Below are 14,398 nucleotides of genomic sequence, written 5' to 3'. Positions count from 1 at the left end.
ACGTGGACGTCATCGAGCTCGTCGAGGTCACCAAGCGGTTCGGCGCCACGACCGCGCTGGACCGGCTCACGATGTCGGTCGCGCAGGGCGAGGTGCACGGCTTCCTCGGGCCCAACGGCTCGGGCAAGTCCACGACGATCAGGGTCCTGCTCGGGCTGCTGCGCGCCGACTCGGGCACCGCCCGGCTCCTCGGCGGCGACCCCTGGACCGACGCGCCGGCGCTGCACCGGCGGCTCGCCTACGTACCCGGCGACGTCGCGCTCTGGCCCGGCCTCACCGGCGGGGAGGTCATCGACCTGCTCGGGCGGCTGCGCGGCGGGCTGGACCAGGGCCGTCGCGCCGATCTGCTGGAGCGCTTCGACCTCGACCCGACCAAGAAGGGCACGACCTACTCCAAGGGCAACCGGCAGAAGGTCGCGCTCGTCGCCGCGCTCGCCTCCGACGTCGAGCTGCTCCTCCTGGACGAGCCGACGAGCGGGCTGGACCCGCTCATGGAGGCGCAGTTCCGTCTCGTCGTCGAGGCCGAGCGCGAGCGGGGCCGGACCGTGCTGCTCTCCAGCCACATCCTGTCCGAGGTCGAGCACCTCTGCGACCGGGTCTCCATCATCCGCGCGGGGCAGATCGTGGAGTCCGGCACGCTCGCCGAGCTGCGCCACCTCACCCGCACTTCCGTGGTCGCCGAGCTCGCCGCGCCGGTCCCCGCCGGTGTCGCCGACGCGCCCGGTGTCCACGACGCGCAGATCGAGGGCCACCGCCTGACCTGCCAGGTCGACGACACCGAGCTGGGGTCGGTCATGTCGCGGCTCTCGGCCCTGGGCATCCGCTCGATCACCTCGACCCCGCCGACCCTGGAGGAGCTCTTCCTGCGGCACTACGACGAGTCCGACTCGTGACCGGGCTCGGCGAGCTGGTCCGGCTCGCGGCCCGCCGCAGCCGCTGGTTCTACCTCGCCTGGGTGCTCGCGCTCACCGCCGTCGTACCCGCCACGGCCGCGGCCTACGAGCAGATCATCGACCCGGACAACGCCGACCTGCTCATCACCACGATGACCTCCAACCCGACGATGCGGGCGATGCTCGGGCCGCCCTTCGACCTCTCGACCGCCGGCGGGTTCACGGTATGGCGGGTCGGCACCTTCGTCGCCGCCATGGCCTCGATCATGGCCGTCCTCGGCATCATCCGCTCCACCCGCGCCCAGGAGGAGGACGGGCGCACCGAGCTGCTGCGCTCCGCCTCCGTCGGCCGGCACGTCCCGCTCGTCGCGGGCATGCTCGTCACGCTCGCCGCCTGCCTCGTCCTCGGGGTCCTCGTGGCCGCCTCGATGACGGCGCTGGGCGAGCCGGTCGTCGGGTCCGTGGCCTTCGGCGCCGGGCTGGCGCTGGTCGGCGCCACCTTCGCCGCCGTCGGCGCCCTCGCCGCCCAGCTGAGCGCCTCGGCGCGCACCGCCCGGGCGATCGGCCTGTGGACGGTCGCGGCGGCATACACCCTGCGGGCGGTGGCCGACGGCTCGAGCGACGACGCGGTCACGCGCCTGGCCTGGGCCTCACCGCTGCAGTGGATGGCGCTGGCCCGCCCGTATGCCGGCGAGCGCTGGTGGGTGCTCCTCCTGCCCGCGGCGGCGACCGTGCTGCTGCTCGCGGGTGCCGTGGCGCTCGAGGCGCGCCGCGACCACGGGTCCGGGCTGTGGGCGGCACGCAGCGGCCGGGCGGAGGCGCCCCCGGGGCTGCGCAGCGGCCGGGCGCTGGCCTGGCGGCTGCACCGGGGACAGGTGATCGGGTGGAGCCTGGGCCTGCTGCTCTTCGCCATCGCGATGGGGTCGCTGTCGACGAGCTTCGGCGAGATGCTGGAGCAGGTGCCGCAGCTGCAGCTCATCATCCAGCGCATGGGCGGCGGGACCGACCAGCTCACCGAGGCCTTCTTCGTGACGATGCTGGGCATCGTGTCGGTGGTCGTGGCGGTCCTCGCGGTGCAGCTCTTCGGGCGCCTGCACGAGCAGGAGGAACGGGGCCACGCCGAGCTGGTGCTGTCGACGGCGCTCTCCCGGCGCCAGCTGCTGGCCAGCCACCTCGGGATCGCGGTGCTCGTCCCCGTGGTGCTCTTCGCGGCCGTCGGGGCGGTGCTCGCGCTCAACCAGGCGCGGGCGACCGGCGACTGGTCATGGGTGGCGCGGACCACCGAGGGAGCGCTCGCGCTCGCGCCGGGCGGGCTCGTCGCGCTCGGCGTCGCGGTGCTGCTGCACGGGTGGGCTCCCCGGCTCGGCTGGCTGGCCTGGGTGGTCATCGGCTGGAGCCTGTTCATGGTGTGGGTCGGTGCCGCGCTCGACCTGCCGGAGTGGCTGACCCGGCTCACCCCGTGGGCGGCGCTGCCGCAGCTGCCGGTCGACACGGTGGACTGGACCGCCGTGCTCGGCACGCTCGCGCTCGCGGTCGTGCTCATCGCCCTCGGCGCGCTCGGCTACCGGCGGCGCGACATCACCGGCACCTGAGGGAGGAGGTCGCCCTACCTCTCAGGGCAGCTCGCCGAGCACGCGCACCAGGGCACGCACCGGCAGGCTGAGGAGCCGGGTCGCGCCCACCACGACCTCGAGGAACTCCAGCGCGTCCCCGACGCCCGAGATCGCATCCCCCACACCACTTGCGACGTCCCGCCCCTCGATCCGCTCGCGCGCGTCGTCCTCGAGCGTCGTCGGGAAGTAGTGCAGGTCGGTGCGCAGCGCCTCGACGATGATCGCCGCCCGGTGGTCGAGGGTGAGCACGTCCTCGTCGGGGAAGAGCGTGGGCAGCAGGCCGAGCTCGAAGACGAGGGCGACGAGCAGCGCGGTATGCCGGTCCGGCCGCCGGTCGACGCCGAGCGCCTCGCGCAGCCGGGCGCGCACGCCTGCCTCGGGGTGGGTGTCGCGGGGCAGGTGCCGGTTGCGGTTGAGCCAGGTCCGCCGCAGCACTCCGGAGTCCCGCAGGCCGGCCAGCAGCTCCTCGACCTCGCCACGGCGGGGGCGCTTGAGCTCTGCCGGGCGCTGGCCGACGACCTGCTGGGCCACCTGCTCCAGGACCCGGTCGCCGCCGGTGGTGCCGCTCAGCCCCTGGACGAGCACCCCGCCGTCGTCGAGGGCGAGCTGGCGCCGGGCCAGCAGCTCGACCACCAGCGCCACCCGCACCGACGCGCGCACCGCAGGGCGGCGGACCAGCCAGTGGCCGGTCCGGTCGTCGAGCAGCAGCAGGATGAGCTCGTCGGCCAGCAGCATCGGCTCATCGTAGGGTCCGACGAGGCTCGGCGTCAGTCCCCGGCCAGGGCCTTGACCACCCGCGAGGGCGCCGGGCGACCGAGCTGCTCGGCCATCCAGGTGCTCGTCCGCACGAGCGCGTCGAGGTCGGCGCCGTGCTCGATACCCAGGCCGTCGAGGGCCCAGACGAGGTCCTCGGTCGCGAGGTTGCCGGTGGCGGACCTGGCATAGGGGCAGCCGCCCAGGCCTCCGGTCGAGGCATCGACGACCCGCACCCCGTCGCCGATGGCGGTCATGGTGTTGGCCAGCGCCTGCCCGTAGGTGTCGTGGAAGTGCACGGCCGTCTGTTCCGGGCCGATCCCCGCGTCACCGAGGGCGTCGAGGAGCCGGTGCACGTGCCCGGGCGTGCCCACGCCGATCGTGTCGCCGATCGAGAGCTGGTCGCAGCCGAGGTCCATGAGCCGGGAGCAGGCGTCGACGACCTGCTCGACCGGCACCGGGCCCTCCCACGGGTCGCCGAAGCACATCGAGACGTAGGCCCGGACCCACGCGCCGGCGTCGAGCGCGCGCTTCACCACGGGGGCGAACATCTGGACCGACTCCTCGACCGACCTGTTGAGGTTCTTGCGGGCGAAGGTCTCGGTGGCGCTGCCGAAGATCGCGACCGAGGTGACGCCGCGCTCCAGCGCCCGGTCCAGCCCTCGCTCGTTGGGCACGAGGACCGGGCGCCGCTGGCCCAGCCCCTCCTCCCCCAGCAGGTCCATCAGCTCCTCGGCGTCCCCGAGCTGGGGCACCCACTTCTGCGGGACGAAGCTGGTGAGCTCCACGGTCTCCAGCCCGGCGGCCAGCAGCCGCCGGACGAACTCCGCCTTGACCTGCGTCGGCACGACGGACTTCTCGTTCTGCAGGCCGTCGCGCGGGCCGACCTCGTAGATCGTCACCCGGTCCGGCTGGTCCGGCAGCGGCTCCGTCATTGGCAGGGTGCGCGTCATGCCGCCAGCCTCTCAGATGCCCCGGCGCCGGTAGCTCAGCGCAGGGCCAGCACGGTCGCGACCGCGGCGGTGGCGGCCTCGTGGCCCTTGTCCTCGGCCGACCCCGGCAGCCCGGCGCGGTCCAGCGCCTGCTGCTCGTCGTCGCAGGTCAGCACTCCGAAGCCGACCGGGACCCCGGTCTCGACCGACGCCTGGGTCAGCCCCCACGTCGCGGCCTGGCACACGTAGTCGAAGTGCGGGGTGCCGCCCCGGATCACCACACCGAGGGCGACGACCGCGTCATACCCCTCCCGCGCGAGCCGGGCCGCGGCCACGGGCAGCTCGAAGCTCCCGGGCACGCGCACCTCGCGCACGTCCTCGACATGCGCCTCGGCGAGCGCGCGGCGGGCGCCGTCGAGCAGGCCGTCCATGACGGTCGTGTGCCGGGAGGCGGCGACGACCGCGACCCGCAGCCCGGTCCCGTCGACGCTCAGGGTGGGCGCTCCGGCCTTGCTCATGCTGTGCTCCTCGTCTCGTGGTGCGGGGTGTGCCCGAGGCGCTCCACCTTCGTCCGCAGGTATGCCTGTGCCTCGGCCGGTGCCGCCCGCCCGGACGGCAGCGTCTCGGCGACGACGAGGCCGAGCCCGGTGAGGGCGGCGACCTTGTCCGGGTTGTGGGTCAGCAGCCGCAATGGACGGCCGGCGAGGCCGACGTCCTCGAGGATCGCGGCGGCGACGGAGTGGTCCCGGGCGTCCACCGGCAGCCCCAGCGCCTCCTGCGCGGCGACCGTGTCGAGGCCGCCGTCCTGCGCGGCATACGCCCGGAGCTTGTCGACGAGGCCGACCCCGCGCCCCTCGTGCCCGCGCAGGTAGACCACCGCCCCGCCCTCGACCGCGACCCGGGCGAGCGCGTCCTGCAGCTGGGGCCCGCAGTCGCACCGCCGGGAGCCCAGCGACTCGCCGGTGAGGCACTCGGAGTGCACCCGGACCAGCGGGCTCGGACCGGGGTCCGGCCGGCCGAGCAGCGCCAGGTGCTCGAGCCCGGTCACCCGGTCGCGGTAGCCGTGCACCACCAGCTCGCCGTGCTCGGTCGGCAGGGTCGAGCTGGCGACCCGCTCGACCCGGTCGTGCCGCAGGCGGTGGGTGGCGAGCTCGGCGATGGTCAGGACCGGCAGGTCGTGCTCGGCGGCGAGCGCCCGCACCGCCGGCCCGCGCAGCATCTCGCCGTCGTCGGCCACGAGCTCGCCGATCACCCCCACCGGGGCCAGACCGGCGAGCCGGCAGAGGTCGACGCACGCCTCGGTGTGACCCCGGCGGGCGAGCACGCCGCCGTCGCGGGCGCGCAGCGGCACGAGGTGACCGGGACGCCGCAGGTCGGCCGCGGTGCTGTCCTCGTCGGCGAGCACCTGCGCGGTGCGGCAGCGGTCGGCGGCGCTGATCCCGGTGGTCACGCCCGTGGCGGCGTCCACGGTGACGGTGTATGCCGTCCGCAGCTCGTCCTCGTTCGCCGCGTCGGCGACCATCGCCGGCAGCCCCAGCCGGTCGGCCCACGCGCCCGGCATGGGCGCGCAGAGGAAGCCGGAGGTGTGCCGGACCGCCCAGCCGGTCCACGCCGGGGTGAGCGTCTGCGCCGCGAGCACGACGTCGCCCTCGTCCTCCCGGTCCTCGTCGTCGAGCACCAGCACCGGCCGTCCCGCGCGCAGCGCCGCCAGGGCCCGGGGCAGGTCCGGGGCCTGCGCCGATCCGGCGCTCATCGGGCCAGCTCCGGGTCGAGCAGGCGCTCGGCATACTTCGCGAGCACGTCGACCTCGACGTTGACCGCCTGGCCCGGCCCACGGACCCCGAGGGTGGTGAGGTCCAGCGTGGTGGGGATGAGCGAGACCTCGAACCAGTCCGGCCCGAGCGCCGAGACGGTGAGCGAGACGCCGTCGAGGGCGACCGAGCCCTTGTGCGCGACGTAGCGCGCCAGCTGCGGCGGCAGCGCGAGCCGGACCACCTCCCACCGCTCCCCCGGGGTGCGCGAGAGCACCGTGGTCGTGCCGTCGACGTGGCCCTGCACGACGTGGCCGCCGAGCCGCCCGCCGCCCGGCAGCGAGCGCTCCAGGTTGACCGGGTCGCCGGGCGCGAGCCCGCCGAGGGTGGTGACGGCGAGGGTCTCGGCCATGACGTCGGCGGTGAAGCCGTCCTCGGTGTGCCGGGTCACCGTCAGGCAGACGCCGTTGACGGCGATCGACGCGCCGTTGGCGGCGTCCGCCACCACGAGCGGGCCGCGGACCTCCACGACGCTCGCGTCGGTGCCGTCGGTGCGCGAGACGAGGGAGCCGAGCTCCTCGACGATGCCGGTGAACATCAGGGGACCTCCTGGTCGGACGGGGTATGCGCGTGCTCGCTCGAGGCCGCGTGAACAGCAGCGGTGCCGGTGGACGCCGAGGAGGCGCTGTGGGCGGGTGCGGAGCCGTTCCGGGTCGTAGCCGGGCCGGGCACCGACCGGAGCCGCAGCTGCAGGTCCGGTCCGAGCCGGTCGACGTCGACGAGCTCCAGGCGCGCGGCGTCGGCGAGGGTGCCGATGCCGAGGTCGGGGACAGCACCGGGCCCAGAACCGAGCAGGGCCGGCGCGAGGTGGACGAGCAGCTCGTCGACCAGCCCGGCCCGCCAGAACGCGCCGGCCAGCGTCGGGCCGCCCTCGAGCAGCACGCTGTGCACCCCGCGACCGCGCAGCTCGGCCAGCACCTGCGCCGGGTCGTGGGTGCGCAGGTGCAGCACCGGCCCCTCTCTCGAGGAAGAGACCTGGTCGTCGCGAGGTCCTTCTCCCGACGACCAGCCGTCGGCAGGCCCTTCTTCCGGCACCATCTCCCCCTCCCGCGTCTCCCCCAGCCGGCTCCCCGCGGGCAGGTCCCGGTGGCCCACGACGACCCGGAGCGGTTGCTCCTGCAGGAGCCGACCGGCGCGGTCCCGAGCGGTGAGCGAGGGGTCGTCGGCCAGCGCGGTCCCGGTGCCGACGACGACAGCGCCGACCCGCGTCCGCACCCGGTGCGCCTCCGCGCGTGACTCCGGCGAGGTGATCCAGCGGCTGGTCCCGTCGGCCGCGGCGACCCGGCCGTCGAGGGTGCTGGCCAGCTTCCACGTGACGTGCGGGCGCCCCAGCGTCGCCGCCCGGGCCCAGTCGGCCACGACCTGCTCGGCCCCGGTGTGCCGGTGCTTGCGCACGTCGACCCCCGCCTCCCGGAGCACCCGGGCACCGCCACCGGCGTGCGTGGGGTCGGCACCGGCATACACGACCTGCGTGATGCCGGCGGCGACCAGCGCGTCGGCGCACGGCGGCGTCCTGCCGTGGTGCGAGCAGGGCTCGAGCGTGACGACGGCGGTCGTGCCACGCGCCGAGTCACCCGCCGCGGCGAGCGCCACGGCCTCGGCGTGCGGCGTCCCGTGGCCGGCGTGGAAGCCCTCCCCCACGGTCACACCCTTTGGGTCGAGCAGGACGCACCCGACCCGCGGGTTGCGGTCCTGGCGGGGCCCGCGCCGAGCCAGCTCGACCGCGCGGTCAAGCGCGGCCTCGACCGCGGCCGTCGGCGGCGCGGGGTGCAGGGTGTAGTGGCCGGTCACCCGTCGTCCTCTCCAGGTCGGTGCCCGGGGACGTGGGGAGGCTGCGGGGACGACGGCGACGCCGCCACGGGTCGCGAGGCGTGCCCGCGACGGGTGGGCGGACGGCCAGGCCGCCGACCCACGCGCTGCCTCCCTTCCGGACTTTCACCGTCGGTCCTGGAGTTCCACCAGGTCAACCGGCCGCTGGCTGCGGTCGGGTCGCGGACTGTCACCGCCGGCTCGGAGTTTCACCGACCCCGGAGCGCGTATGTCGTTCCCTGCCAGTCTACCCCCGCCCTCCCCACCGAGCGTCGCGAATGGTTGCCCAGCCCCCCACCGAGCGCCGCGAATGGTTGGCTCGGCAACCACAGGCGACGCCCGGTCGAGCGGTGAGCAACCACACGCGACGCCCGGTCGGGTGGCGGTCGCGCGTCGCGGAATGCGCGCGGGGCGGCATACCGTTATCCGCACGATGAACGGCCCCCTGATCGTCCAGTCCGACAAGACCCTCCTGCTCGAGGTCGACCACGACGGCGCCGACGCCGCGCGGCGCGACATCGCGCCCTTCGCCGAGCTGGAGCGCGCGCCCGAGCACGTGCATACCTATCGCGTGACCCCGCTCGGCCTGTGGAACGCCCGCGCCGCGGGCCACGACGCCGAGCAGGTGGTGCATGCCCTCATCGAGCACAGCCGCTTCCCCGTGCCGCAGTCGCTGCTCGTCGACGTCGCCGAGACGATGGCCCGCTACGGCCGCCTCACCCTGACCAAGGAGGTCGTCGACGGCGGCGACGAGCCGGTCCTCGTGCTCCGCACGACCGACCGCGCGGTCCTCACCGAGGTGCTGCGGCACAAGAAGATCACGCCCCTCGTCGGCGACCGGGTGGACGAGGACACCGTCCGGGTGCACGCCTCCGAGCGCGGCCACCTCAAGCAGGAGCTGCTGAAGGTCGGCTGGCCGGCCGAGGACCTCGCGGGCTACGTCGACGGCGAGGCCCACCCGATCGACCTGGACACCACCGACTGGTCGCTGCGCCCCTACCAGCAGCACGCGGTGGACGGCTTCTGGGACGGCGGCTCCGGCGTCGTCGTCCTCCCCTGCGGCGCGGGCAAGACCCTCGTCGGGGCCGGGGCGATGGCCCGCTCCTCGACGACGACGCTCATCCTCGTCACCAACACGGTGAGCGCCCGGCAGTGGCGCGAGGAGCTGCTGCGCCGCACCACGCTCACCGAGGACGAGATCGGGGAGTACTCCGGCTCCCGCAAGGAGATCCGCCCGGTCACCATCGCGACCTACCAGGTCCTCACGCTCAAGCGGAAGGGCGTCTTCCCACACCTGGACCTGCTCGACGCCCGCGACTGGGGCCTCATCGTCTACGACGAGGTGCACCTGCTGCCCGCGCCGATCTTCCGGATGACCGCCGACCTGCAGGCGCGCCGCCGCCTGGGCCTCACCGCCACGCTGGTGCGCGAGGACGGCCGCGAGTCCGACGTCTTCTCGCTCATCGGCCCCAAGCGCTTCGACGCGCCGTGGAAGGACATCGAGTCCCAGGGCTACATCGCGCCCGCCGACTGCGTCGAGGTGCGGGTGAGCATGCCGGAGGCGATGCGGATGGCGTATGCCGTCGCCGAGCCGGACGAGCGCTACCGCTTCGCCGCCTGCGCCCCGGCCAAGGACACGGTGGTCGACCGCCTCGTGGAGCACCACCGCGGCCAGCCCACGCTCGTCATCGGCCAGTACCTCGAGCAGCTCGAGCAGCTCTCCGAGCGCCTGGACGCCCCGCTCATCACCGGCGAGACGACGGTGGCGCGCCGGCAGGAGCTCTTCCGGCAGTTCCGCGAGGGCGAGATCAGCCTGCTCGTCGTGAGCAAGGTCGCGAACTTCTCCATCGACCTGCCCGAGGCCAGCGTCGCCATCCAGGTCTCGGGCACCTTCGGCTCGCGCCAGGAGGAGGCGCAGCGACTGGGCCGGGTCCTGCGCCCCAAGGGCGACGGGCGCACCGCGCACTTCTACACGCTGGTCACGCGCGACACGGTGGACGCCGAGTTCGCCGCGCACCGGCAGCGTTTCCTCGCCGAGCAGGGGTATGCCTACCGCATCGTCGACGCGGACGACCTCGACGTCTCGGCCCCCGGCACGAGCTGACCTGCGCAGCATACTCCCAGGGAACGCCCAGGCTCCATCGTCACGATGGGTGTATGACCACCGCCAGTGACACCGATCCGGAGGCCACGCTGCTGGTGGTCGAGGACGAGACCAACATCCGCGAGCTGCTGACGACGAGCCTGCGCTTCGCCGGCTTCGCGGTGCACGCCGCCCCCGACGGGCGCAGCGCGCTGCAGCTGTCCGGCGAGCACGACTTCGACCTCGCCGTGCTCGACATCATGCTGCCGGACATGGACGGCTTCACCGTGACGCGCACCCTGCGCGAGCGGGGCCTGGACCTGCCGATCGTCTTCCTCACCGCCAAGGACTCCCTCGACGACAAGATCAAGGGCCTCACCGTCGGCGGCGACGACTACGTCACCAAGCCGTTCAGCCTGGAGGAGGTCGTGGCCCGCATCCGCGCCGTGCTGCGCCGCACCCGGGTCGCCGAGGAGGGCGACGACCACGCGCTGCGGGTCGCGGACCTGGAGCTGGACGAGGACAGCCACGAGGTGCGCCGCGCGGGCAAGGTCATCGAGGTCTCCCCCACCGAGTTCAAGCTGCTGCGCTACCTCATGCTCAACCCCGGCCGGGTGCTCTCCAAGAGCCAGATCCTGGACCACGTGTGGGACTACGACTTCCGCGGCGAGATGAACATCGTGGAGTCCTACATCTCCTACCTGCGGCGCAAGATCGACGTCGTCGGCGAGCCGCTCATCCACACCAAGCGCGGCGTCGGCTACGTGCTGCGCGAGCCGCGCTGAGGCGGCATACCCCTCCCGTGCTCCAGCACCTGCGCCGCGCCGCCTACACCAAGCTCCACGGGCTGTCGCTGACCCGACGGCTCGTCACGGTGCTCGTGCTCCTCGTGCTCGCGGCCTACCTGCTCACGACCTCGGTGACCATGACCATGCTCCGCGGCTACCTCGTGGACCGGGTGGACGCCGACCTCGAGACCTACATCAACCCGCTCGCCCAGCGGGTCTCCGCGCAGCTGCTCGAGGAGGCGACGGGGCAGCAGAGCACCAGCGCCGAGCTGTGGCTGCCGCCGAACTCCTACTACATCCTCTACACGCCCAACGACCCCTCGGCGCGCACCGTCCCGCTCGCCTCGCGCGGGATGCAGGACACCCCGGACCTGCACCGGGTCACCACCCACGACGAGCGGCTCGGGACGCCGTTCACCGTCGGCAGCACCGAGGGCGTCGGCACCTGGCGGGTGCTGGCGCTGCCGATGAACGAGGGCCAGGAGGTGGTCTCCGGCACCATCGCGGTGGCGCTGCCGCTGGACGAGGTCGACAGCACGGTCCGGCAGCTGGCCTTCCTCACCTTCGTCATCGGGCTGACGACGATGGTGCTCGTCGGGGTGCTCGGCTGGTTCGCCGTGCGCCGCGCCTTCCGCCCGCTCAGCCGGATGGAGGACACCGCGGCGGCGATCGCGGCCGGCGACCTCACCCGGCGCATCCCCCCGCCCGGCGCCCGCGACGAGGTCGGCTCCCTCTCGGAGTCGCTCAACGCGATGCTCGCGCACATCGAGCACTCCTTCGCGGTCCGCGAGGCCTCCGAGCAGCGGATGCGCGACTTCGTGGCGGACGCCTCGCACGAGCTGCGGACCCCGCTCGCCACGGTCAAGGGGTATGCCGAGCTGCACCGTTTCGGGGCCATGTCCGACCCCGAGGACGTCGCCGGGGCGATGCGCCGGATCGAGGACGAGGCCACCCGGATGACCCGGCTCGTCGAGGACCTGCTGACCCTGACGCGGTGGGACTCGCAGCCGGAGATGGCCCCCACCCGGGTCGACCTCACGGTGCTCGCGTCCGACGTCGTGCAGGACGCGCGGGTGCGGGCGCCGGAGCGCAGCGTGCGGCTCGTGCCGCTGCCCGGGACCGACCCGGACTCGGTGCCCGTGGTCGTCGGCGAGGACGGCGCGCTGCGCCAGGTCCTCACCAACCTCGTCGCGAACGCGTTGGCGCACACCCCGGCGGGGACGCCGGTCGAGGTGGCGGTGGGGCGCGTCGGCGAGCAGGTCGTCGTCGAGGTGCGTGACCACGGGCAGGGCCTGTCCGAGGACACCGCCGACCGGGTCTTCGAGCGCTTCTACCGCGCCGACAAGTCGCGCAGCCGCGCCTCCGGCGGCACCGGGCTGGGGCTGGCGATCGTCGCCGCCATCGTGGGGCGCCACCAGGGCTCGGTCAGGCATACCCCTACGCGCGGCGGCGGGGCCACGTTCCGCGTCGAGCTGCCCGCGCCGGCGCGTCCAGCAAACTCATAGCCCGCACCCAGGCTGTGCCGACGTCCGCGTGATGTCATCGGACCATGACGACGCCACAGCAGGACCCGCAGGGCTACTCCTCCGACCGGGCGCAGCAGCAGGACGCGACCGGTCCCCTCTCCTCGGACGCCACCTCACCGGTCCCGCCGGTGCGGACCGAGGCCTCGTCGGACGACACGACCGCGCACCAGGCCGCGCCTCCCACCACCACCCCTCCCGCTCCCCGGCGCGAGCGCCGACGGGTCGGTGACATCGCCGTCGCGAGCGTGCTCGCGGCGCTGCTCGCCTCGGGCGGGACCTATGCCGCGATCCAGCTCGCCGGGGACGGTCCGGGCACCGTCGCCGAGCAGAGCGTGGCCGACTCCGAGGACGACCAGGCCTCCGGCGACGCCCGGGGCACGACGGTCTCGCTGACCGGCGAGCAGGACTGGGGCTCGGTCGCCGACGCCGTCACCCCGAGCACGGTCTCGATAGCCGTCGCCGGCATGAACGGCGAGGGCGCGGGGTCCGGTGTCGTGTGGGACACCGAGGGCCACATCGTCACCAACGCGCACGTCGTCGAGGGCGCCCAGGAGGTGCAGGTCACCCTGCCCAACGGGCGCTCCTACCCCGCCGAGGTCGTCGGGACCGACCCCTCGAGCGACCTCGCCGTCATCAAGATGGACTCGGTGCCGGACGGGCTCACCCCGATCGCCGTGGGCGACGACTCCGCGCTGGGCGTGGGCGACCCGGTCATGGCCGTCGGCAACCCGCTGGGCCTGTCCGGAACCGTCACCACCGGGATCGTCAGCGCGCTGGACCGGCCGGTCACCACGCAGGGCTCGTCCCAGGACCCCAGCGACCCGGGCGCCGCCGTCTTCACCAACGCGATCCAGACCTCGGCCGCGATCAACCCGGGCAACTCCGGCGGCGCCCTGGTCAACGCCGCCGGCGAGCTGGTCGGCATCAACTCCTCGATCGCCTCGCTGGGCTCCGGCATGGGCGGCCAGAGCGGCTCCATCGGCATCGGCTTCGCCATCCCCTCGGGCAAGGTCCAGCTCATCGCGGACCAGCTCATCGAGACCGGCACCGCGACGCACGCCTTCCTCGGGGTCGGCCTCGACGACGCCCAGGCGCAGGCCGACGGCGCCACGGTCTCCGGTGCCGCGGTCACCCAGGTGGAGCCGGACTCCCCCGCGTCGGCGGTCGGCCTGGAGAGCGGTGACCTCATCGTCGCCATCGACGACGAGCCCGTCACCAGCGCCACCGCCCTCGTCGGCCAGGTCCGCGAGCGCGGCGCCGGCGACGAGGCGAAGATCGCCTACATCCGCGACGGCGAGCGGGCCGAGGTCACCGTCACCCTGGTCACCCGGCCGGACGAGGAGGGCTGACAGCCCCCACGTCATCTGAGCGCCGGTATGTCACTCAGGAGCCTCCTCGAGCAGGCTGCTGAGTGACATACCGGCGCTCAGTCAGTGTGCCCGGCTGGAAGTCTCTTCGAATTCGTGCCGGATACCTCTCCCGTGGCTAGCGTGGATGAATGACTGCCCCGACGTGGACCACGCCCGACATCCTCACACCGCACCGTCTCGAGGACGCACTACAGCACCTAACTGACTACTTCACCGCCACTGCCTACACCGGCTCCTACTTCGAGCGGCTGGGCGGTGGGGGTGATCGCCAAGATATCGCCGACTCGATCACGACCGATGACCTGGTGGCCCTGTCCATGCTCTCGGTGCCAGTGAGTGGCAGGGCCGCGCGCCAGCTCTTGGAGGATCCCTCTCAGGTGGAGCAGCTGCTGGCCGACATCCCCCGGAGCGCCAACATCACGCGGTCCCATGATCGATGGCTGCTCGAGGAGGGCGGACCCGCCAGAGATCTTTGGGGCGCGCTCCGACGCCTGCCCGCGTTCGGTCCTGTTCGCACCAGCAAGCTTCTGGCTCGGAAGAGACCCCATCTCATCCCTGTCTACGACGAAGTGGTTCGTCAGCAGTTCGGGGCGCAGGACTCACGTGGGCAGTGGGCGGCCTTCTCCAACATGTTCCGGGACGCGGAGTTCGTCGACCACCTGACCAGACTCCGGGGCGCAGCCGGGTTGAGCGACATCTCGCTCTTGCGAATCGCGGACGTGATCGTGTGGCGTGAGGGCTCCGCACGTTGAGGGTGGGCATACCGGCCGGAGGGGGTGCCGACCAGACCCGGTGCCCGCAACTGACAGCCCCCACGTCA

Annotated in this window: 13 protein-coding genes and 1 riboswitch; of the genes, 7 read left to right on the top strand and 6 right to left on the bottom strand. The window is 73.6% G+C overall.

Annotation, left to right across the window (positions count from 1 at the left end):
• The first annotated feature begins 2 nt into the window (after positions 1-2).
• Both SGUI_RS14120 and SGUI_RS14115 read left to right on the top strand, forming a co-directional pair.
• Positions 3-893: an ABC transporter ATP-binding protein gene (locus SGUI_RS14120; protein ID WP_066641362.1), complete on the top strand. Its 891-nt coding sequence runs from the start codon at positions 3-5 to the stop codon at positions 891-893.
• On the top strand, positions 890-2,485 hold the full coding sequence (locus SGUI_RS14115) for an ABC transporter permease (RefSeq protein ID WP_066641357.1): 1,596 nt from the start codon (positions 890-892) through the stop codon (positions 2,483-2,485). The genes SGUI_RS14120 and SGUI_RS14115 overlap by 4 nt, the downstream gene beginning before the upstream one ends.
• Before the next feature lie 21 nt (positions 2,486-2,506).
• Here the strand turns inward: SGUI_RS14115 and SGUI_RS14110 are convergent, their stop codons facing one another.
• The 6 genes from SGUI_RS14110 to ribD are packed head-to-tail and all read right to left on the bottom strand — an operon-like array spanning position 2,507 to position 7,793.
• Entirely contained in the window at positions 2,507-3,241 is a 735-nt protein-coding gene (locus SGUI_RS14110; RefSeq protein ID WP_066641353.1) for a GOLPH3/VPS74 family protein, read from the bottom strand.
• Positions 3,242-3,273: 32 nt separating this feature from the next.
• A complete protein-coding gene (locus tag SGUI_RS14105) occupies positions 3,274-4,212 on the bottom strand; it encodes a hydroxymethylglutaryl-CoA lyase (RefSeq protein WP_066641351.1) in 939 nt (312 codons plus the stop codon).
• Positions 4,213-4,247: 35 nt separating this feature from the next.
• The gene (gene ribH, locus SGUI_RS14100; protein WP_066641349.1) at positions 4,248-4,709 is read right to left on the bottom strand and encodes a 6,7-dimethyl-8-ribityllumazine synthase; all 462 of its coding nucleotides are present in this window, start codon (positions 4,707-4,709) and stop codon (positions 4,248-4,250) included.
• Positions 4,706-5,944 (bottom strand): 3,4-dihydroxy-2-butanone-4-phosphate synthase, encoded by a 1,239-nt coding sequence (gene ribB / locus SGUI_RS14095; RefSeq protein ID WP_066641347.1) that lies wholly within the window; start codon positions 5,942-5,944, stop codon positions 4,706-4,708. The genes ribH and ribB overlap by 4 nt, the downstream gene beginning before the upstream one ends.
• Positions 5,941-6,540: a riboflavin synthase gene (locus tag SGUI_RS14090; protein ID WP_066641345.1), complete on the bottom strand. Its 600-nt coding sequence runs from the start codon at positions 6,538-6,540 to the stop codon at positions 5,941-5,943. The genes ribB and SGUI_RS14090 overlap by 4 nt, the downstream gene beginning before the upstream one ends.
• Positions 6,540-7,793: a bifunctional diaminohydroxyphosphoribosylaminopyrimidine deaminase/5-amino-6-(5-phosphoribosylamino)uracil reductase RibD gene (ribD, locus tag SGUI_RS14085; RefSeq protein ID WP_237141371.1), complete on the bottom strand. Its 1,254-nt coding sequence runs from the start codon at positions 7,791-7,793 to the stop codon at positions 6,540-6,542. The genes SGUI_RS14090 and ribD overlap by 1 nt, the downstream gene beginning before the upstream one ends.
• Before the next feature lie 118 nt (positions 7,794-7,911).
• Positions 7,912-8,042, bottom strand: a riboswitch (FMN riboswitch).
• A gap of 202 nt (positions 8,043-8,244) precedes the next feature.
• On the opposite strand from ribD, the gene SGUI_RS14080 reads away from it, so the two are divergent.
• The 5 genes from SGUI_RS14080 (at position 8,245) to SGUI_RS14060 (ending at position 14,330) form a co-directional block, all read left to right on the top strand.
• A complete protein-coding gene (locus SGUI_RS14080) occupies positions 8,245-9,915 on the top strand; it encodes a DNA repair helicase XPB (RefSeq protein WP_066641343.1) in 1,671 nt (556 codons plus the stop codon).
• A 53-nt stretch (positions 9,916-9,968) separates the two neighbouring features.
• Positions 9,969-10,679, top strand: a complete 711-nt coding sequence (locus tag SGUI_RS14075; RefSeq protein ID WP_066641341.1) for a response regulator transcription factor — start codon at positions 9,969-9,971, stop codon at positions 10,677-10,679.
• Between the two features lie 17 nt (positions 10,680-10,696).
• Positions 10,697-12,187 carry a sensor histidine kinase gene (locus SGUI_RS14070; protein ID WP_066641339.1) on the top strand — a complete coding sequence of 497 codons (1,491 nt, stop codon included), beginning with the start codon at positions 10,697-10,699 and terminating at the stop codon, positions 12,185-12,187.
• 44 nt (positions 12,188-12,231) lie between these two features.
• On the top strand, positions 12,232-13,557 hold the full coding sequence (locus SGUI_RS14065; RefSeq protein ID WP_083190701.1) for a S1C family serine protease: 1,326 nt from the start codon (positions 12,232-12,234) through the stop codon (positions 13,555-13,557).
• A 149-nt stretch (positions 13,558-13,706) separates the two neighbouring features.
• Complete coding sequence (locus tag SGUI_RS14060; protein WP_066641337.1) at positions 13,707-14,330, top strand: DUF6308 family protein; 624 nt, start codon at positions 13,707-13,709, stop codon at positions 14,328-14,330.
• The last annotated feature ends 68 nt before the right edge of the window (positions 14,331-14,398 follow it).

This window comes from Serinicoccus hydrothermalis (genome assembly GCF_001685415.1).
GTDB lineage: Bacteria > Actinomycetota > Actinomycetes > Actinomycetales > Dermatophilaceae > Ornithinicoccus > Ornithinicoccus hydrothermalis.
The sequence above is the reverse complement of the archived record's forward strand: the minus strand, read 5'-3'. Positions and strand labels throughout refer to the sequence as shown.

Bases quoted from the DNA above. Each gene is read 5' to 3' on its own strand.
- SGUI_RS14090 (WP_066641345.1), bottom strand. From the start codon at position 6,540: ATGTTCACCGGCATCGTCGAGGAGCTCGGCTCCCTCGTCTCGCGCACC.
- SGUI_RS14110 (WP_066641353.1), bottom strand. From the start codon at position 3,241: ATGCTGCTGGCCGACGAGCTCATCCTGCTGCTGCTCGACGACCGGACC.
- ribB (WP_066641347.1), bottom strand. From the start codon at position 5,944: ATGAGCGCCGGATCGGCGCAGGCCCCGGACCTGCCCCGGGCCCTGGCG.
- SGUI_RS14060 (WP_066641337.1), top strand. From the start codon at position 13,707: ATGACTGCCCCGACGTGGACCACGCCCGACATCCTCACACCGCACCGT.
- SGUI_RS14065 (WP_083190701.1), top strand. From the start codon at position 12,232: ATGACGACGCCACAGCAGGACCCGCAGGGCTACTCCTCCGACCGGGCG.
- SGUI_RS14075 (WP_066641341.1), top strand. From the start codon at position 9,969: ATGACCACCGCCAGTGACACCGATCCGGAGGCCACGCTGCTGGTGGTC.
- SGUI_RS14080 (WP_066641343.1), top strand. From the start codon at position 8,245: ATGAACGGCCCCCTGATCGTCCAGTCCGACAAGACCCTCCTGCTCGAG.
- ribH (WP_066641349.1), bottom strand. From the start codon at position 4,709: ATGAGCAAGGCCGGAGCGCCCACCCTGAGCGTCGACGGGACCGGGCTG.
- SGUI_RS14105 (WP_066641351.1), bottom strand. From the start codon at position 4,212: ATGACGCGCACCCTGCCAATGACGGAGCCGCTGCCGGACCAGCCGGAC.